Source organism: Litchfieldia alkalitelluris (genome assembly GCF_002019645.1).
GTDB lineage: Bacteria > Bacillota > Bacilli > Bacillales > Bacillaceae_L > Litchfieldia > Litchfieldia alkalitelluris.
Map to the genome: position 1 here is coordinate 3,570,068 of NZ_KV917374.1, position 18,609 is coordinate 3,588,676.

Sequence of the window (18,609 nt, forward strand, 5' to 3'; positions counted from 1 at the left end):
TTATTAGTTGTATTTAATCCTTGGATCTGCAACAGAATAGAGAAGATCTGCTATTAAATTTGATGACAAAACAACAATTGCAGCCATAAAATTAATAGCCATTAAAGTCGGGTAATCTCTCGATCCTATTGATTGGATTGTTAATTGCCCCAATCCGGGCCACTGAAATATTTGTTCCGTTACAACTGCACCTCCTATTAAAAGAGGAATATCAAGTCCAATGACAGTAATAATAGGAATTAAGGCATTTTTTAGAGCATGTTTATTTGTAACAATAAACTCTCTTAACCCTTTTGCTCTAGCAGTACGTAGATAATCCTGCCCAAGAACTTCAAGCATACTTGATCTAACGTAACGTACCATGTTACCAGCTGATGCCGTACCTAAGACTAATGCTGGTAAAATTAAATGTTTAAACGTATCTCCAAAACCACCATTGCCGCCTAACGTATTCATACCACCTGTTGGAAGGACTTGAAAGATTACAGCAAAAACATAAATTGCCCCTAAACCAAGGAAAAAGTTCGGAATTGAAATACCTAAAAATGAAACAGTCGTTGTTAAGTAGTCAATCCAGGAGTATTGCCTTGTAGCACTTAAAATCCCGATAGGAATAGCTATTAAATATGCAACTATCAAGGAAGCTCCCATTAGTATTAAAGTTGGGCCAATTCGTTTTGCAATCATCTCCCCAACTGGTTCATAGGTTGAAAACGAATAACCAAAGTCTCCTTTTACTAGGTTTTGAACCCAACGCAAGTACTGTACATAAATTGGATCATTTAATCCTAGCGCTTCTTTACGAATCTCTTTATCAGCCTCTGTAGCAAAAGGATTCACCTGCATGTCAACAGGATTACCAGGTGCTAGATTGACAATGAAAAAACTAAAGATTGTAACTCCAATTAATACTGGAATGGCAATAAGTAAACGACGTATAATGTACTGAAACATAATGTCCCCCCTTTTAGAACTATTTAGGTTAGTGGAAAGTGACAAGCAACAGAGTGGTTTAAACCGATCAAATTTGGCGCCTGTTTCGAACAAATGCTTTGAGCAATCGGGCATCTGGTATGGAAACTGCAACCTTTTGGTGGGTTAGCTGGACTCGGAACATCACCTTCTATCACGATTCTTTCACGGTTTCTAAGATGTGGATTTGGTATTGGGTATGCATTTAACAATACTTTAGAATATGGATGCTTTGGGTTTCTAAAGATTTCTTCTGTTTTACCAATTTCAACTATCTTTCCTAAGTACATTACTGCAATACGATCGCTAATATATTTAACAGCTCCTAGCCCATGAGCTATAAATAAATAAGTTAAATTGAACTCTTTTTGTAGATCTTTTAGTAAATTTAATACTTGCGCCTGAATAGATACATCTAGAGCAGAAACCGGTTCATCACAAACAATCAGTTTTGGATGGAGAATGAGTGCCCTAGCGATTCCAATTCGCTGTCGTTGTCCACCGGAAAACTCATGTGGATAACGACTACGATGAAACTTTGTTAACCCAACAATCTCTAACAATTCGTCCACTTTCCGATTAACCTCTGCACCCTCAGCCAACTTGTGAGCTAACAGTGGTTCAGCCAATAAATCTCCAACACGTTTTCTAGGGTTTAATGAAGAATATGGATCTTGGAAAATAATCTGCATCTTTGTGCGAACTTTTCTTAACTCAGCACCAGTAATAGTTGAAAGATCTTTACCTTCAAATAAAACCTTTCCTTCTGTTAGTTCTTCAAGTTTAACGATTCCACGACCTGTTGTTGATTTACCACACCCTGATTCTCCTACTAGAGATATGGTTTCTCCAGGAAAGATATCAAAGTTTAGGCCGTCTACTGCTTTTACATGACCTACCGTTCTGGATATGATACCTTTTTTAATGGGGTAATGTATTTTTAAGTTTTCCACTTGAATTAGTGGCTTGGGGTCAGAAATATTAACTTGTTTTCTAGTTTCAAGCAACGTTTGTGAATTCATGCCTGAACCTCCTTTCCACTGGAAAAATTAGGATTAATTTGCTCATTACTATATAGCCAACAGCGAACTTTATGCTGATTGTCTTTTTCTAGTGAAAGTAGTTCAGGCTTATCACTTAAACATTTGTTTGTAACAAATGGGCATCTTGTATGAAATCTGCATCCCTTTGGCATATTGTGTAATGTTGGTACTGATCCTGGTATCGAGTACAACCGTTTATGATTATCATACTCAAGGTGGGGAATAGATTCGATTAATCCTTTCGTATAAGGATGCTTTGGTTCATCAAAAAGAGTATAAACATCTGCTTCTTCCACAACCTGCCCCGCATACATGACCATAACTTTATCGGCCATCTCAGCAATTACACCTAAGTCATGAGTTATCATCATGATTGCAGTGTTTGATTTTTCACGTAATTTCTTCATCAATTCAAGAATTTGTGCTTGAATCGTAACATCTAGAGCAGTAGTAGGCTCATCAGCTATTAACAGTTTAGGTTGACAGGACAATGCCATTGCTATCATTACACGCTGTCTCATCCCGCCTGAAAGGGCATGTGGATATTCATTAATAATTGCTTCGGCTCTTGGAATCCCTACATTCTTCAACATTTCTATCGCATAAGATATCGCCTTCTTTTTTGGCATTTTCATATGAAGTGTAATTAATTCAATCATCTGATTTCCTATTGTAAAAACAGGATTAAGTGATGTCATTGGTTCTTGAAATATCATTGATATTTCATTTCCTCGAATGCGTCTCATCTCAGATTCTGTTATGTTTGTTAAATCTTTTCCATTCAATGAAATTGAGCCCTTTTTTATATATCCAGCTTTCCCAAGGAGTCTCATTACCGAAAGAGATGTTACACTTTTTCCACAACCGGATTCCCCTACAATCCCAATTGTTTCTCCTGGTTTGAGTTGAAATGTTACTTCTTCAACAGAAATGACTTCACCTTTATCTGTTTTAAAAGCGGTTTGAAGTTTGTTTACCTCTAAAATATGACTGTTCACGTTAACACCCCCAAAATTAATTATTAAACGGAATTTATAGGGCTACCTTTATCTCTTTTCTATCAACTAGTTCTACCGCATAATGATAAGCAATGTTTAAAAAGGCTCTACCTGCGAAAATCATTGCTTCTTCATCGAAATCGAACATTGGATGGTGGTGCGGAGTATCTGCTCCTAACTTAGCATTTTGAGCACCTGTAAAGAAAAATGTTCCTGGTCGTTTTTCAAGGTAATACGCAAAATCCTCACTTCCCATAATCGGAGTCATTTCAACAACTTGGGGTTCGTTTTTCATTACTTCTTTAAAAATATCTGTTTCAACTTGATGATTATTAACTGATGGATAACCATTCTTATATGAAATCTCATAACTAGCATGAAATGAATTGCAAACGCCTTTTACAATATTCTTCAATTCTGTTTCCATATGTGCTCTAATTTCTTTATCGAAAGTCCTTACAGTACCAGTTAATATAGCTGAATCTGCAATTACATTAGAGGCTTTACCTGCATGAAATGAGCCCACAGACAAAACAGCAGATTTTTGTGGGTCAATTTGTCTGCTAACTATGTATTGCAATTGATTTACGATTTGGGCACCAATAGCAATTGCGTCTACAGTTTGATGTGGAGAAGAACCATGCCCTCCCTTTCCTTGTACTTTAATTTCAAAGGCATCTGCTGCACCCATTGTGTATCCTGATCGATACAAGAACATTCCTGTAGGAGCAGCTGTTGTCAAATGAGTACCGAATACATAATCAACACCTTCTAAACAACCATCCTCAATCATTGCAATCGCTCCTCCTGGCGCCAACTCCTCTGCATGTTGATGAATTAACACGATATTCCCTGCTAAACTCTTACGATGATCATTTAGCACCTTAGCAACTGCCAACAGCGTAGCAGTATGTCCATCATGGCCACATGCATGCATCACACCATCAACCTTTGATTTATAAGAAACCTTTTTTTCATCTTGAATTGGAAGAGCATCAAAATCAGCTCGAAAGGCAATTGTTTTACCAGGCTTTCCTCCTTTAATTGTCCCAACCACACCTCTTCCACCAACATTTTTTCTTAGCTCAATTCCGAAGCTCTCTAGAATACTTGCAATCATTTTTGGAGTTTCCTCTTCCTGAAAAGATAGTTCAGGGAACTGGTGCATGTGTCGTCTCCATTCCACCATTTGGATGTACATTTCATCAAGCTGTTTTTTCCATTCATTCAGCATTAAAACTCCCCCTTAATAAGCTATTTTTACAAATCAGTTCTTTCACGTTTAAGTCTATCAACCTATAGATATTTGATAATTAAGATTTTTCAATCTATTTTTAAGAATTATACTCAAACGAATCATGTAAGACAACATAGTTTTTTGTTAATTCAGAATATTCAACATATAAATAAAGCGCTTTAACATTGATAAATCAAGCATGTAATCCTTTACAGAAAAAATTTTTTTCGATGTTAGATAATCTAACATAAACTTGTGTGAAAAATTGTTATTTGTTTACCGCAGCTTAAACCACACCTAATCGGTCCCAAGATGTAACACATCCAGATATTGTTCAAAAAGCAAGCAAATCTTCACTTATCAGGTATTGAGAGGTTAGATTTATAAATCATGTTTTTACCCTTAACGGAACTAAAGCATAGTATGAAAAATAGGAACGAAATTAATCCGTTTCACATACAATTAAAAGGTATTTTGTTAATTTATTTTGAAATAAAGGCTCTTTTCTGAATGATTGTTGTTAATTAACATAGTTTAAAGTAAAATATATTGTTTTTTCAGTATTCCGGTTTACTTTTAAAGAAAGATGCCTCTACTTAATTCACAGTAAATGTAAAGGGATTCAAAACTAATCAACTAAGCTTACAAAAACAGGCCTAAATAAAAGAAGCTTATAGAGATTGGTTATCTCTATAAGCTTATTGTTAATTGGTTGAGTTTTACGCTTCTAATCGGATCATTTCTAGTCTTAATTTTTCCAACTTCTGTTTACAACTACTTTTTTTCTTGTCATCATTCTCCTTCATTGCATCGTAAAGGGTAGCCAATTCATAATCTAACTCTAATCGAAGGACTGCAATTCTTTTTTCTCCGTCAGTTCTCTTAAACGTGTTCATTACTTGTTTCAATTTCTAAGCACCCCTTTCATTTTTATTACCATCGGCTCATGAATTAATTTAAATTTTCAGTTTTTTATATATATTATGTTATACCTGTCAACTATGCAACAAATATGTGCTCTCACCTAATACTAATTTTTGATGGAAATTTCGATTTTCGGACGAACAATGCTTATTTTTATTAATTCAATTTCTTTTGTGGTAAAATATGAGGAAAATTGTTTAAAAGATTACTGAGGATTAATCTGGCTCAAAAGACTAGTTTCCTGTCAAGATTCAGGAAATGAACTTGCACCTAACGGATTTCAATTTAAGCAATAAATTTAGTTATGAAAGGAACAATTGAGATGAATTTTACTGGCTTTACAAAAAACGATTTTGACACTTTTACAATAGATGGACTTGAAGAAAGAATGGAGGCAATTAGAGAGCGCATTCAACCTAAATTTCAGGTAATAGGACAAGCTCTATCTGATGATTTATCTGCGCAACTGGGTAATGAAATGTTTTTACATATTGCAAAACATGCAAGACGTAGCGTTAACCCACCAAAAGATACGTGGTTAGCAATTGCAGCTAATAAAAGAGGGTATAAACAGCATCCTCATTTTCAAATCGGTTTATTTGATGATCACCTATTCATCTGGTTGGCATTTATTTATGAGCTACCTAATAAATCAGAAATGGCAAAGACTTTTCTAGAAAACTTAGAAGAAATTGAACAAATAGTGCCTAATCATTATGTCATCTCATTGGATCATATGAAAAAGGATTCTTCCTTGGTAAAGGATATCGATTTAGAAAAAGCATTGGTGCGTTTTCGTGATGTAAAAAAAGCGGAATTCCTCGTAGGCCAACATATTAGTGTAAATGATCCAATCTTACAAAACGGCGAGGAATTGGTGAATTTTGCAAGGGATACATTTAAAACACTCATTCCCATTTATAAGTTAGCTTTTAAGTAATGTTTTTCGAAAACTTATACCATCGGTTAAGTAAATGAATTACAAATGAGTCTGTGCACCGTCCGGGGTATCTCGCAATTGAATCACAGCCAAATGAAATAAAATTCGAACCTTGGAAAATTGAAAAGTTTTTTCAAACTTAATGTGGAATGAGCGGAGAGCCACCTGACTCCTTGGGAGTAGCGGTCTCGTGAGACCCCGCAGGAGCCCAAAAAGCGACGAGGCGGCTCACGAACCGCCTCGCGGAAAGCAGGTGGATCGCAGCGACTGGAATTCAGCTAACTAGTTATTTTCAGGTTATTTACAATTGTAATCATAACAAGAAGCATCCTTGGTAGGATGCTTCTTGTTATTTCTAGCCTTTAACCTTCAGTGCGGTGCTCTCAATCGCTTTTTTAATTAATCTATAAGTTGAGTATCCACTACTTTCTTCGAATTCATTACAGATCTTTTTTTCTTCTGACTTTGAAGGGACTATTTCCTTAAAACGCTTATATGCTGCTAAAAGAATTTCCTTTTCAATCCCTTTTTCATACGCTTGCTCTACACATTGAAAAAATCGAATAACATCGACTGTTTCGGAGGTTTCCCAGCTAAAGTCAATTGGGTATTGATAATTCATTAAACCACCTCTTTAGTATTTTCATCTTATTTTATCATCTTTCATAAAAAAATGTTTATTCTCACTATAAGTGTGAAAAGTTAATAAAGATAAGTTTTTCTTTGCAAATGATACAATAAATGCTATAATTCTTTTGTTTTATGTATAGGCTCTTCCCTTAACTTTAGTAAGGTAAAATCCTTTAAGGATCACTATAGGATATCATTTTCAATTACTTGGTAAGCTAAACTAGAAAGGGTTAAAAATAGCCTTTTAAACGTAATAGCCAGTAGATGGTGTACGTTAATAAAATAGAAATTTTAAAGAGGTGTGATTATAAATTGTTGCAATCCGAAACACCATTATTCACTGGATTACTTCAGCACGCAAAAAGAAACCCGATCCAGTTTCATATTCCAGGTCATAAAAAAGGAACTGGGATTGATCCTGAATTTAGAGAGTTTATTGGGGATAACGCTTTATCGATTGACTTAATTAATATTGGACCGTTAGACGATTTACATCAGCCTAAAGGTATGATTAAGCAAGCACAGGATTTAGCTGCACAAGCCTTTGGAGCTGATTACACATTTTTTTCTGTTCAAGGCACAAGTGGAGCGATAATGACAATGGTAATGACCGTTTGTGGCCCTGGAGACAAAATCATTGTTCCAAGAAATGTTCATAAATCCGTTATGTCAGCCATCGTCTTTTCTGGTGCAATCCCAATTTTTATCCATCCAGATATTGATAAAGATCTAGGGATATCTCATGGAATAACAAATGATTCTGTTGAAAGAGCGCTTGAGCAACATCCTGATGCTAAGGGATTACTAGTGATTAACCCTACTTATTTTGGTATTTCTGCAGATTTAAAAAAAATAGTTGAGATCTCTCATTCATATAATGTCCCTGTACTTGTTGATGAGGCTCATGGTGTTCACATACACTTTCATAAAGACCTACCTATGTCAGCTATGCAGGCAGGTGCAGATATGGCTGCTACAAGCGTACATAAATTAGGTGGATCAATGACTCAAAGCTCTATTTTAAATGTGAAGGAAGGGTTAGTATCCTCTCACAGAGTACAATCAATTTTAAGCATGTTAACAACTACATCAACATCTTATCTGCTATTAGCTTCACTGGATGTTGCTAGAAGAAGGCTTGCTACAGAAGGTTATGAACTGATTGAAAAAGCCATTAGATTAGCTGAATCCGCGCGAGCTCAGATAAATCAAATTGATTCTTTCTATTGTGTTGGAAAAGAGATTCTCGGAACGAAAGCAACCCATGATTACGATCCAACAAAATTAATTATTTCAGTTAAAGCGTTAGGCTTAACTGGGTATGATGTTGAAAAGTGGTTAAGAGAAAAGTTTAATATCGAGGTTGAGTTATCCGATTTGTATAATATCTTGTGTATTATCACTCCTGGTGATACTGAAAGAGATATTCAATCATTGGTTAAAGCATTAAAAGCACTATCAGATGAGACGCAAGGTTTAGCATCTGATCGCCCACTACCTGATGTATTATTACCTGATATCCCTGTTCTTGCACTCACTCCTAGAGATGCGTTTTACTCAGAAACCGAAGTAGTATCTTTTGAAGAGTCTGTCGGACGTATTATTGCAGAATTTGTCATGGTCTATCCACCTGGTATACCTATTTTCATCCCTGGTGAAATTATTTCTCAAGAAAATTTAACTTATATCAAGAAAAATATTGAGGTTGGATTACCAGTCCAAGGCCCTGAGGACTATGAACTCAAATCATTAAGAGTCATTAAGGAGCATAAGGCTATCCGATAACACGTAGATTTGAGATTAACTTATCATAAAGGCGCTTGATTTATTCTAAAGGGTTCCATTTTGAGGTACAATTCTTAAATTGCGCTGCAATAATTATAGTCGTTTTGGACTTATTATTGGTATATAAAAAAGTAAACTCGTCATATTGGCGAGTTTCTTTATACATTTAACTTATTATTATAAAAACCTAACGGTTATGCAGTAAAGCTAGGCTTTTGGGGGATTTTTGATGAGGGTTAGATGTCTTATCCTTAATCGAGTATAATCGAGTAAACAAAAGCAAAATAAGCGGAAATTTTCCGGTTAAATGCAAAATAGAGCTAGTTTCAAGGAAAATAAAGGTAGATTTTACGCTTATGCAAAGCAATATCTCTCATTTTTAAATTTTTTAAGCTGATAGGCGGAATTTCTCCGTGTATGTAAGCTTATTTTTAATAGTAACTACAAATTAAGCTGAATTCTACCGTATATTTCCCCCAGTAATTTCCCTCCCCTACCATTTCCGGACCCTCTTGATTTTAGATGCGGGCATCAGCAGTGTGTTATCGACACAGCACAGCTTATAAAAGGTTAATAAAATTGCTACTCAAAACGGCAATGAAAATGAGAGGCTTTTTGGACCTCTTTTTTAAATTGTAATTTACCTATTGTGCATCATATTAAAAATTTCAATTGCTATGTGAAAGGTAATGGTATTTCGTAGGTACCTGGAAAATAAGAAAAAAGACGTATACCCATTCATACGTCTTTTTTATATTTTTTTATAAGAGAGCACCTGAAAACGGCACATTTTAGATTCATTCATGTACCTTTTTCTATTTTTTTATTTGAGTTTATTGTACCGTTAACTTACGGCATTCACATTCCTGTAAATCAGCATAAAGTGTCGTTACTTTCTCATCCTCAAAATGATCAATTGTTTGATTACATGTTTGGCATACGATTGTTACCATCTTCAAAAACCCCTTCCCTTTGATTTTTGTCATAAGATATAAACTCTTTATTCGTTACCTAAACCTTAACAACCAATAATTTAAGCGTTTTACATTTATATTATTATAATAGTATGTCATTAATCGAATGTCAACACAAAAAAGTATATCACATTTTACTTTTTTCAAAAAAATGGTAATGATTTCGGGGTGGTTCATACTCATATAATACAATACAAAAAAAAAAATCAGGTCATAGACCTGATTTTTAAATTTATTCGTATTGAGTTTCGAATGGCATTGAGGGTAATGCTTCCCTAAAAAATTCTGCGAGGTCTGATGCTTCTTCAAGATTATCAATGCGGAATACTTTTTGAAGATATTCAAGGTTTTCAATATCTTTTGGATCTAGTAGTGTAGAACGCCCAGTTTGCATACATACAACTAATGGTTTACCAAAAAACATATTAGTATATACAATACCAAAATCATATCTTACATTTGTTGTAGTAAAACCAACAAATCTAACACCTGCTTTTTCCTGTTCATCATATAATTTTTCAAATAAATTCATTAAATTCCTCCTCCTTTTTATTAGACAATTCTGAATATTATTATAAATTATTTCAAGATTAATTGCAAGTATTAACATCAATCTTGGATTAATTTCCTAACAAGTGCTAGAATACAAGTATACACATAAAAGTTATTTAAGGAGTGCTTTCGATGGAAAATGCATATATAAAGTTAGTAGAAGGTTCTGCCACACAAGAGGTTTCACTTGAAGAAGTAAAACAATTATTTACATATTATAAAGAAATAACAAGTAGAACTGGGGATCAATTAAACTGGGACTATGCTGATTCTGCATTTCCATATCATATCAGCAAAGAAAATGATGATTATTTCGTTCTTGAATCAAAGGATTCTAGATACAACATGATAATTGTAGGTGTAGGACAAGAATCAGCGACAGATGAGCAATCACAATTATATATACAAATATCTCTTCCTCAACAATCAACACATGGTGACAAAGGAAAAGCAAATGAATTTTGTAAATTTCTTGCGAAGAAGCTAGAAGGAGAACTGCATTTATTTAATTCTAGGATTATGTATTATTATAAACGAAAGTAACTATTTTTGCGATAAAGTTTTCCTTTGTTCATAAATACTACATTTTTTAGTCTCCTACCTTGATTGTATTTGGATTAATGATCTCATAGTCTTTGTTACGAAGCCCTTTCACTATATCTGAAAGGGCTTCCTTAGTCCATTCGCGATCGTGCATCAGTATGTTGGCTCCATCTAATAGTAAAGGTGAGTTGACCATTATATCTGCCAAAGCATCTTTTGACATAAATTCCTTCTCCCAATCATACCCATAAGTCCAATTCATCATAGACATCTCTTCAGATGCCACAATTTTCAAACTGGCTTCTGTATTAATACCGAATGGAGCCCTAAAAAAGACTGGACTAGTTCCTGTAACTTCTTCGATAAGGTTATTTAATGTTGTAATTTCATCATTTGTTTCTTTATCTGTAAGGTCCCTTAAATTATGATGATTCATCGTATGATTGCCAATCATATGCCCAAGGTCAACTATCTCCCTTAGAGCTAGCCTTCCCTCTTCTGATTGTAGAAAGTGACCATTAACAAAAAAAATTGCAGAAACATTATGTTCTTTTAAGATTTTAGCCATCTCAACACTATATTGATCAGGAGCATCATCAATTGTTAGCAGAACTACCTTTTTATTTGTCTGTGGATCTATTGGTTCAATACTCCAATTACTTGAATTTATTTTGTATAACTTATCATCGATTTCATAGCGAACGAAATCCTTCTTATATTCTCTTTTTAGCTGCTCCCTTTGTGCATGGTGTTTCACTTTAATTTCGGATTCATCACTATTATTTTTCCCCTCTTGGCAAGACGTTAATAGTACTAAAGAAACAATTAAAAATAGTATATACTTCATTCTACCCCTCCCCATTTTATACTCTTAATAAGATGCATTGAAGGGTAATGTTTTATTCAAACTATTTAAGGTGATTATATTTCCAACAAATAACTCCAAAATAAATGTTGACAAATAAAGAAACCACTTAAAGTGAAAAAGGTAATTAGCGCTGCATGTCGTTTGGATAAGCCAATTTTGCTAGCAGCTAGAAAGGCAAAATAACAAAAGATAAGCAGCAATATCCCCTTTGATTTTATACCGTCCGATTTTGATACCCATTCTACAATTGAATAAATACACCAAATTAAAAGTTGAATTAAAATTATTAAATAATTTCGCATGCTCTTAGCTCCTTAAAAAGAACTGTTTGGTAATATGTATGCTTGGAATAGTTTAACTATTTTTCATTTTTGTAACAAATTCATAACAATAGCTTGTAACAATCGAGGACGTGATAAAATAAACGTATAATTTGTCGACTAGTTTAACCCGAAAGAAGGGAGTTAGATGAAAAATTTTTCAGTATTCATTCTATCGTTCGTGTTTCTTACTTCTTGTAATAATGGAATAAATGAATCTAATACTCATTTTCATACAGACGATGAGAAGTTTATCATGTTTTTTTCTGATGAAGAAAACATTGATAAAGAAGGGAATTACTATGATGCCTTACTAGAGTTGAAAGATGAATATCCGGATGATATTTCGAAGATGAGAATAATACCTTTAGAAGATAGCTATAAGTATTCTAGTATTAATATTAGCACATATCCTGCACTGGTCGTGATTGAAAAAAATAAAATTGTAAAACAAATCGATGGACAAACTGAAACCAAAGAAATAATTTCTATGATGGAAGAGGCTCTTGGTAATGAATAGAGGCTTTCTTTAAATGCTAAGCATCTGAAGAAAGCCTCTTATTATTTATTATTACTTTACAATATGGATTGGACTTCCTATAGCTACCTCAGCAGCTTCCATAGTGATCTCACCTAATGTCGGATGCGCATGGATGGTCATTGCAATATCCTCGGCTGTCATACCAGCCTCAATAGCCAAACCAAGCTCAGCGATCATATCAGAAGCACTTGGACCAGCAATTTGAGCGCCAATTACTAGGCCGTCTTCTCTACGAGTAATTAACTTTAGGAAACCATCTGAGTTATTCAGTGCTAAAGCACGTCCATTTGCGCCAAACGGGAATTTTGAAGCTACAACATCAAGCCCCTCATCTTTAGCTTCCTTCTCAGTATAACCAACAGAAGCAAGTTCTGGATCTGAGAATACAACTGCTGGAATTCCATGATAATCAATTTCTGAAGGATGTCCTGCAATAGCTTCAGCAGCAATTTTTGCTTCATACGAAGCTTTATGTGCTAATGGCGGTCCAGGAACAATGTCACCAATAGCATAAATGTTGCTAACGTTTGTACGACATTGTTTATCAATTTTAATAACTCCACGGTCTAGGAATTCAATACCTACTTGCTCTAGTCCTAGCTCATCAGTATTTGGCTTTCTACCTACAGTTACCAATACATAATCAGCATCTATTGTTTTTTCTTCACCTTTAGCTTCAAAAGTTACCGTCACTCCATCAGCCTTTTCTTCAACACCCTTTGCAAGTGCGTTAGTGAAGATTTCTACACCTTTTTTCTTTAACTTTCTCTTAACAAGTGAACTCATTTGCTTTTCAAAACCAGAAAGAATTTCATCAGCACCTTCAAGAATTACAACTTCAGTTCCAAAATTTGCATAAGCTGTTCCTAGTTCGGTTCCTATATAGCCTCCACCAATAACAATTAACCTTTTTGGAATTTCTTGTAAGCTTAAAGCACCTGTAGAGTCAAGAACACGACCGCTATATTTAAATGTAGGAATTTCAATCGGTCTTGAACCTGTTGCTATTATTGCATTTTTGAACTTATAAGTTTGAGCAGAATTTTCATCCATAACACGGACTGTGTTTGTATCAACAAAGTATGCTTCACCTTTAATGATATCTACTTTATTGCCCTTTAAAAGCCCTTCAACCCCACCAGTAAGTTTGTTTACCACACTTGCTTTCCAAGCTTGAACCTTACTGAAGTCAACTGTAACATTCTCAGCTTTAATACCCATGTCTTCTGAATGTAGGGCATGCTCATAACGATGTCCAGCTGCAATTAGTGCTTTTGACGGAATACAACCAACATTAAGACAAACACCGCCAAGAGTGTTTTTTTCTACTATAGTAACTTTTTGCCCTAATTGAGCAGCACGGATAGCCGCAACATATCCCCCAGGACCAGCACCGATGACAAGTGTATCAGTTTCGATTGGAAAATCACCTACTACCATTTGTTACGCCTCCATTAATAATAATTGTGGATCATTTAATAAACGTTTAATGTGGTTAAGAGCGTTTTGAGCAGTTGCACCATCAATCATACGATGATCAAAGCTTAGTGATAATGCTAATACTGGAGCTACCACAATTTCTCCATTTTTCACAACTGGCTTTTCAGCAATACGACCAATACCTAGGATTGCTACCTCTGGATGGTTAATTACTGGAGTAAACCACTGTCCACCAGCTGAACCGATGTTTGTAATTGTACAAGAAGCACCCTTCATTTCATCTGGAGCTAACTTCCCATCACGAGCTTTAGTAGCAAGTTCGTTAATTTCAGCTGAAATATTGAAAATTGATTTTCTATCAGCATCTTTTACTACAGGTACTAATAAGCCTTTCTCTGTATCTGCTGCGATTCCAATATTATAATAATGCTTGTGAACAATTTCATCAGTCGCATCATCAAGAGATGTATTTAATGCAGGGTATTCACGTAAAGCTGAAGTTAAAGCTTTAACTACATATGGTAAGAATGTTAACTTAATTCCTTTGCTTGCAGCAACATCTTTAAATTTCTTACGATTTGCTACTAGTTCAGTCACATCAATTTCATCCATTAATGTTACGTGAGGTGCAGTGTGTTTTGAGTTAACCATTGCTTTAGCGATAGCTTTACGAATTCCACTCATCTTTTCACGTGTTTCAGGATATTGTCCTGCTGGAATTGGTTGCTTGTCTGGTGCTGGTGCTGCTTTTTCCTCTTTCTTAGCTGGAGCTTCTTGAACAGGTGCCTCAGCTTGTTCAGTTGTAGCAGCTGGTGTTGCACCACCAGTAAGGAATGCATCAATATCTTCTTTAACTACTCGACCATTTTTACCTGTTCCTTGTACTGCACGGATTTCAACGCCTTTTTCACGAGCATACTTACGTACAGATGGCATCGCGATTACACGTTTTGACTCATCAACTTCTACAGTCGTTTGTGCTTGCGCAGCTGGTACTTCTTCTGATTTCTCTTCTTTCTGTTCTGCTGCTTTAGGTTTTTCCTCATCATCATGACCTTTAAATACTAGGTTTTCATACCCTGGAGCATCAAAAGTAATTAAAGTATCACCAACAATTGCAACCGTACCTTCTTCAACTAAAACATCAATAACCTTACCTTTAACAGGTGAAGGAATTTCTACAACTGCTTTATCATTTTGAACTTCACATAGCACATCATCTTCATTAACTTCATCACCTGGTTTAACAAACCACTTGACAATTTCACCCTCATGGATCCCTTCACCAATATCAGGTAATCTAAATTCAAATGCCACAGTCTTCGCCTCCTATAATGTCTAATTTTATTGAACATACCCACTAAGTAAGTTCTCAGAAGCCGTACGTTTCTGAGAACTTATCAATTGTTATAAATTAAAATTCTAGAACTTTCTTAGCTGTTTCGATTACATCTTTGTAGTTTGGAAGCCAAACTGATTCAGCGGCAGTAAACGCAAATACTGTATCAGGAGCAGCAACACGAAGGACTGGTGCCTCAAGACTTAGAATTGCACGATCATTAATTTCTGCTACAACGTTAGCTCCAATTCCAGCTTGTTTTTGTGCTTCTTGAACAACTATTGCACGTCCAGTTTTTTCAACTGAAGCAATAATTGTAGGTATGTCTAATGGGCTAATTGTACGCAAGTCAACAACCTCTGCAGAAACTCCCTCTTTCTCAAGTTCATCTGCTGCTTTAAGGCATTCATGTACCATTGCACCATATGTAACCATAGTAATGTCAGTACCTTCACGCTTAACTTCAGCCTTGCCAATTTCAATCGTATATTCGCCTTCAGGAACTTCTTGACGGAAAGAACGATACAATTTCATATGCTCTAAAAATACGACTGGATCATTGTCGCGAATTGCAGAAATTAACAATCCTTTCGCATCGTAAGGTGTTGCTGGGATAACTACTTTAAGTCCAGGTTGTTGAGCAACAAGACCTTCTAAACTATCAGCATGAAGTTCTGGTGTATGAACTCCACCACCAAATGGAGAGCGAATTGTCACTGGAGAATTATAACGACCTCCAGATCGATAACGCATACGTGCCATTTGGCCATTTAGTGAATCAATAACCTCATAAACAAATCCAAAAAACTGAATCTCCATTACTGGACGAAAGCCTTGTAAACCAAGACCAATTGCAAGACCACCAATACCTGATTCAGCTAACGGTGTATCGAATACACGATCTTCACCAAATTCAGCTTGTAGTCCTTCTGTTGCACGGAACACACCACCATTAAGTCCAACGTCTTCTCCAAAAACTAAGACATTTTCATCTTTTTTCAATTCGGTGCGTAACGCATCAGTGATTGCTTGAATCATTGTCATTTGCGCCATGGCTTACTTCGACTCCTTCTCTTTGTAGATTTCATATTGCTCTTGTAAGTTAAACGGTAATTCTTCATACATTATAGACATTAAGTCTGTAACTTTTTGTTTTGGTGTTTCGTCAGCTTTTTTAATAGCGTCTTTAATTTCTTCTTTAGCTTGATCAATTACTTTATTTTCCTCATCTTCACTCCATAAACCTTTAGCTTCTAGGTATTTACGGAATCTAACTAGAGGATCTTTCTTTTCCCACTCATTATCTAATTCAGTTGAACGGTATCGAGTTGGGTCATCACCAGCCATTGTGTGTGGTCCATAACGGTAAGTTAATGTTTCTATTAATGTTGGGCCTTCTCCATTAATTGCGCGTTCACGAGCATCACGAACAGCTGCATAAACAGCTAGAGGATCCATTCCATCTACCTGAACTCCAGGGATACCTGCTGCCGCTGCCTTTTGAGCAATCGTCTTAGCTGCAGATTGTTTTTCTACAGGAGTTGAAATTGCAAAACGGTTATTTTGGACAACGAAGATTGCAGGAGCTTTGTATGCACCAGCAAAGTTGATTCCTTCATAGAAATCACCTTGAGATGCTCCACCATCACCTGTATAAGTAATTGCTACAGATTTCTTTCCGCGTTTCTTCATCCCTAGAGCTACACCAGCAGTTTGGATAATTTGTGCCCCAATAATAATTTGTGGTGAGATTACATTAACACCTTCTGGCATGTTGTTCCCTTCGAAATGACCACGTGAAAATAGAAACGCTTGATATAATGGTAAACCATGCCATACAAGCTGTGGAACATCACGGTAACCAGGTAAAATGAAGTCTTCTTTTTCTAACGCAAATTGAGAAGCTAGTTGTGACGCCTCTTGACCTGCAGTTGGCGCATAGAATCCTAGACGCCCTTGACGGTTTAACGAAATAGAACGTTGGTCAAGAATACGAGTAAATACCATTCTTCTCATTAACTCTTTTAATTGATCGTCACTTAAATCTGGTAAAGCGTCCTTGTTAACAACCTCTCCTTCCTCATTAAGGATCTGAAGTGTTGGAAACTGATCAGCAACGTTTTGAAGTTGTGCTTGACTGTCAAATAAAGCTTTCTTTGTTTTAGCCATTACTTATGTCACCTATCCTTTCTATTAGCCGTTCTTTAACCTTAAATATCATTAAACATCAGCATTAGGTTACCCAATTTTTTTATTTAAAAGACATTTTTCGACTTACTTACTATCGTTTTATTTGTTTTGAGTCGGAAGAAATAATAACGAGTGAATTTAAGCTATGTATAAAAAAATGTCAATCAAATCCCTGTATCAATTTATTTTAAAAACAAAATGATACAACAAATGTTACTTTTTCAGTTTACACCAATGCATTTTCTTACGTCAATCTCTTTGATTTAAGATTTAATAAGTTCTTTTTTATAAAAACTTCTTACAAATGCCATCGCTCTCACCGATTACTGTATTAATACACAACAAAATCCTGTATTATAATAAATTCACAATTAATTCATATTTGCATAAGTTGTGGGAAATTGCGATAAAAAGTACACTAATAAAAGAAAGAGTCACTTGCAGTTCTCTAGTCAACAAGTAAAGAACAGAAGAATTTTCTTGCCCATTATCTAAGACGGGCTAAGTTCAAAAAGCCCCCAGTTGTATTAATCTTAATTTCCTCGATTGAATTAAAAAAGCGACATACGTTTTTGTATGTCGCTATATCATATTTAGTTGGATTGATCTTCATATACAATATCTAAGCCGGCATTATTATAGAAACTAATTTTAGCCTGGTTGTAGATTTCTGTAAATTCATTAAACTTTTCGTTTGCTATAATTACTTGATCATAACTGGTGTTTATTTCATCAATTTGAGTTTGCAGTATGTCGATTGATAAATCTTCTTCTTGAAATAAATTATACAATTCCAGATCGTAACTAATTGCTTCAGTATAGTAATTATACAATTCTTCATATGATTCATATCTGTTATTCATAACTTCAACTAAAGCTCGTGCTTCTTCTTTTAACTGTTCATCTTCAAGTTTTTCTATATGATCATTAACAGTTTTAAATTTTTCTTGTGATTCCTTTATGCTCTCGTATTCATTCTCGATTCTTTGTTTTCTTTCTTCGACAATGGAAAGAGCTTCATTTGAAAGTGTGACAATCTTTTCATAATCTTTCATACTTAAAGAGATAATTTCGTCATATAGTTCTTTTTCCGATTGTTCAAGTTCTACTAATGGATTTTGTTGTTCTTTAAAAGAATCTTCAAGTTTTACTACTTCTTCAAGGACTGTATATATTTCTTCCTCTGGTTTTGGACCATTATTACAGCCTACAATCATGAGTAAAAACAAACAGAATGTGAAGATTTTTACCATTTTATTTAATTTCACTCTAATATTCCCCCTAACCTATACAATATAATACTATAAAAGGTT

The 18,609-nt window shown here is 35.1% G+C and carries 19 protein-coding genes; 4 read left to right on the plus strand and 15 right to left on the minus strand.

Annotation, left to right across the window (positions count from 1 at the left end):
• Positions 1-3: 3 nt before the first annotated feature.
• From BK579_RS16680 to BK579_RS16700, 5 genes are all read right to left on the minus strand, one after another.
• A complete protein-coding gene (locus BK579_RS16680) occupies positions 4-954 on the minus strand; it encodes an ABC transporter permease (protein WP_078547386.1) in 951 nt (316 codons plus the stop codon).
• A gap of 23 nt (positions 955-977) precedes the next feature.
• Complete coding sequence (locus BK579_RS16685) at positions 978-1,994, minus strand: ABC transporter ATP-binding protein (RefSeq protein WP_078547387.1); 1,017 nt, start codon at positions 1,992-1,994, stop codon at positions 978-980.
• Positions 1,991-3,013 carry an ABC transporter ATP-binding protein gene (locus BK579_RS16690; RefSeq protein ID WP_078547389.1) on the minus strand — a complete coding sequence of 341 codons (1,023 nt, stop codon included), beginning with the start codon at positions 3,011-3,013 and terminating at the stop codon, positions 1,991-1,993. Before BK579_RS16690 ends, BK579_RS16685 begins: the two co-directional genes overlap by 4 nt.
• 34 nt (positions 3,014-3,047) lie before the next feature.
• The gene (locus BK579_RS16695) at positions 3,048-4,247 is read right to left on the minus strand and encodes a M20 family metallopeptidase (protein ID WP_078547391.1); all 1,200 of its coding nucleotides are present in this window, start codon (positions 4,245-4,247) and stop codon (positions 3,048-3,050) included.
• 722 nt (positions 4,248-4,969) lie between these two features.
• The gene (locus tag BK579_RS16700; protein WP_078547393.1) at positions 4,970-5,158 is read right to left on the minus strand and encodes a hypothetical protein; all 189 of its coding nucleotides are present in this window, start codon (positions 5,156-5,158) and stop codon (positions 4,970-4,972) included.
• Between the two features lie 338 nt (positions 5,159-5,496).
• On the opposite strand from BK579_RS16700, the gene BK579_RS16705 reads away from it, so the two are divergent.
• A complete protein-coding gene (locus BK579_RS16705) occupies positions 5,497-6,114 on the plus strand; it encodes a YktB family protein (RefSeq protein ID WP_078547395.1) in 618 nt (205 codons plus the stop codon).
• 355 nt (positions 6,115-6,469) lie between these two features.
• On the opposite strand, the gene BK579_RS16710 is transcribed toward BK579_RS16705, so the two are convergent.
• On the minus strand, positions 6,470-6,736 hold the full coding sequence (locus BK579_RS16710) for a UPF0223 family protein (RefSeq protein ID WP_078547397.1): 267 nt from the start codon (positions 6,734-6,736) through the stop codon (positions 6,470-6,472).
• Positions 6,737-7,056: 320 nt separating this feature from the next.
• On the opposite strand from BK579_RS16710, the gene BK579_RS16715 reads away from it, so the two are divergent.
• Complete coding sequence (locus BK579_RS16715) at positions 7,057-8,529, plus strand: aminotransferase class I/II-fold pyridoxal phosphate-dependent enzyme (RefSeq protein ID WP_078547399.1); 1,473 nt, start codon at positions 7,057-7,059, stop codon at positions 8,527-8,529.
• Between the two features lie 833 nt (positions 8,530-9,362).
• Here BK579_RS16715 and BK579_RS16720 read toward each other — a convergent pair.
• Positions 9,363-9,482, minus strand: a complete 120-nt coding sequence (locus tag BK579_RS16720) for a GapA-binding peptide SR1P (RefSeq protein ID WP_078550648.1) — start codon at positions 9,480-9,482, stop codon at positions 9,363-9,365.
• A 253-nt stretch (positions 9,483-9,735) separates the two neighbouring features.
• The gene (locus BK579_RS16725; RefSeq protein ID WP_078547400.1) at positions 9,736-10,035 is read right to left on the minus strand and encodes a DUF3055 domain-containing protein; all 300 of its coding nucleotides are present in this window, start codon (positions 10,033-10,035) and stop codon (positions 9,736-9,738) included.
• Positions 10,036-10,187: 152 nt separating this feature from the next.
• On the opposite strand from BK579_RS16725, the gene BK579_RS16730 reads away from it, so the two are divergent.
• On the plus strand, positions 10,188-10,598 hold the full coding sequence (locus tag BK579_RS16730; RefSeq protein ID WP_078547402.1) for a DUF1885 family protein: 411 nt from the start codon (positions 10,188-10,190) through the stop codon (positions 10,596-10,598).
• A 46-nt stretch (positions 10,599-10,644) separates the two neighbouring features.
• On the opposite strand, the gene BK579_RS16735 is transcribed toward BK579_RS16730, so the two are convergent.
• Positions 10,645-11,445 carry a polysaccharide deacetylase family protein gene (locus BK579_RS16735; protein ID WP_078547403.1) on the minus strand — a complete coding sequence of 267 codons (801 nt, stop codon included), beginning with the start codon at positions 11,443-11,445 and terminating at the stop codon, positions 10,645-10,647.
• Positions 11,446-11,519: 74 nt separating this feature from the next.
• Entirely contained in the window at positions 11,520-11,768 is a 249-nt protein-coding gene (locus BK579_RS16740) for a hypothetical protein (RefSeq protein WP_078547405.1), read from the minus strand.
• Between the two features lie 166 nt (positions 11,769-11,934).
• On the opposite strand from BK579_RS16740, the gene BK579_RS16745 reads away from it, so the two are divergent.
• The gene (locus BK579_RS16745; protein ID WP_078547406.1) at positions 11,935-12,306 is read left to right on the plus strand and encodes a hypothetical protein; all 372 of its coding nucleotides are present in this window, start codon (positions 11,935-11,937) and stop codon (positions 12,304-12,306) included.
• A 51-nt stretch (positions 12,307-12,357) separates the two neighbouring features.
• Here the strand turns inward: BK579_RS16745 and lpdA are convergent, their stop codons facing one another.
• The 5 genes from lpdA to BK579_RS16770 all read right to left on the minus strand — a co-directional run bounded on the left by lpdA (position 12,358) and on the right by BK579_RS16770 (position 18,564).
• Positions 12,358-13,767, minus strand: coding sequence for a dihydrolipoyl dehydrogenase (gene lpdA / locus BK579_RS16750; RefSeq protein ID WP_078547408.1), 1,410 nt, complete (start codon positions 13,765-13,767; stop codon positions 12,358-12,360).
• A 3-nt stretch (positions 13,768-13,770) separates the two neighbouring features.
• Complete coding sequence (locus BK579_RS16755) at positions 13,771-15,084, minus strand: dihydrolipoamide acetyltransferase family protein (RefSeq protein WP_078547410.1); 1,314 nt, start codon at positions 15,082-15,084, stop codon at positions 13,771-13,773.
• Between the two features lie 97 nt (positions 15,085-15,181).
• Entirely contained in the window at positions 15,182-16,159 is a 978-nt protein-coding gene (locus BK579_RS16760; RefSeq protein WP_078547411.1) for an alpha-ketoacid dehydrogenase subunit beta, read from the minus strand.
• 3 nt (positions 16,160-16,162) lie between these two features.
• A complete protein-coding gene (gene pdhA, locus BK579_RS16765; RefSeq protein WP_078547413.1) occupies positions 16,163-17,275 on the minus strand; it encodes a pyruvate dehydrogenase (acetyl-transferring) E1 component subunit alpha in 1,113 nt (370 codons plus the stop codon).
• A gap of 614 nt (positions 17,276-17,889) precedes the next feature.
• Positions 17,890-18,564, minus strand: a complete 675-nt coding sequence (locus BK579_RS16770; protein ID WP_235848450.1) for a YkyA family protein — start codon at positions 18,562-18,564, stop codon at positions 17,890-17,892.
• Positions 18,565-18,609 lie beyond the last annotated feature (45 nt).

Bases quoted from the DNA above. Each gene is read 5' to 3' on its own strand.
- BK579_RS16680 (WP_078547386.1), bottom strand. From the start codon at position 954: ATGTTTCAGTACATTATACGTCGTTTACTTATTGCCATTCCAGTATTA.
- BK579_RS16740 (WP_078547405.1), bottom strand. From the start codon at position 11,768: ATGCGAAATTATTTAATAATTTTAATTCAACTTTTAATTTGGTGTATT.
- BK579_RS16710 (WP_078547397.1), bottom strand. From the start codon at position 6,736: ATGAATTATCAATACCCAATTGACTTTAGCTGGGAAACCTCCGAAACA.
- BK579_RS16685 (WP_078547387.1), bottom strand. From the start codon at position 1,994: ATGAATTCACAAACGTTGCTTGAAACTAGAAAACAAGTTAATATTTCT.
- BK579_RS16745 (WP_078547406.1), top strand. From the start codon at position 11,935: ATGAAAAATTTTTCAGTATTCATTCTATCGTTCGTGTTTCTTACTTCT.
- BK579_RS16760 (WP_078547411.1), bottom strand. From the start codon at position 16,159: ATGGCGCAAATGACAATGATTCAAGCAATCACTGATGCGTTACGCACC.
- BK579_RS16695 (WP_078547391.1), bottom strand. From the start codon at position 4,247: ATGCTGAATGAATGGAAAAAACAGCTTGATGAAATGTACATCCAAATG.
- BK579_RS16725 (WP_078547400.1), bottom strand. From the start codon at position 10,035: ATGAATTTATTTGAAAAATTATATGATGAACAGGAAAAAGCAGGTGTT.
- BK579_RS16735 (WP_078547403.1), bottom strand. From the start codon at position 11,445: ATGAAGTATATACTATTTTTAATTGTTTCTTTAGTACTATTAACGTCT.
- BK579_RS16705 (WP_078547395.1), top strand. From the start codon at position 5,497: ATGAATTTTACTGGCTTTACAAAAAACGATTTTGACACTTTTACAATA.
- BK579_RS16720 (WP_078550648.1), bottom strand. From the start codon at position 9,482: ATGGTAACAATCGTATGCCAAACATGTAATCAAACAATTGATCATTTT.
- pdhA (WP_078547413.1), bottom strand. From the start codon at position 17,275: ATGGCTAAAACAAAGAAAGCTTTATTTGACAGTCAAGCACAACTTCAA.
- lpdA (WP_078547408.1), bottom strand. From the start codon at position 13,767: ATGGTAGTAGGTGATTTTCCAATCGAAACTGATACACTTGTCATCGGT.
- BK579_RS16730 (WP_078547402.1), top strand. From the start codon at position 10,188: ATGGAAAATGCATATATAAAGTTAGTAGAAGGTTCTGCCACACAAGAG.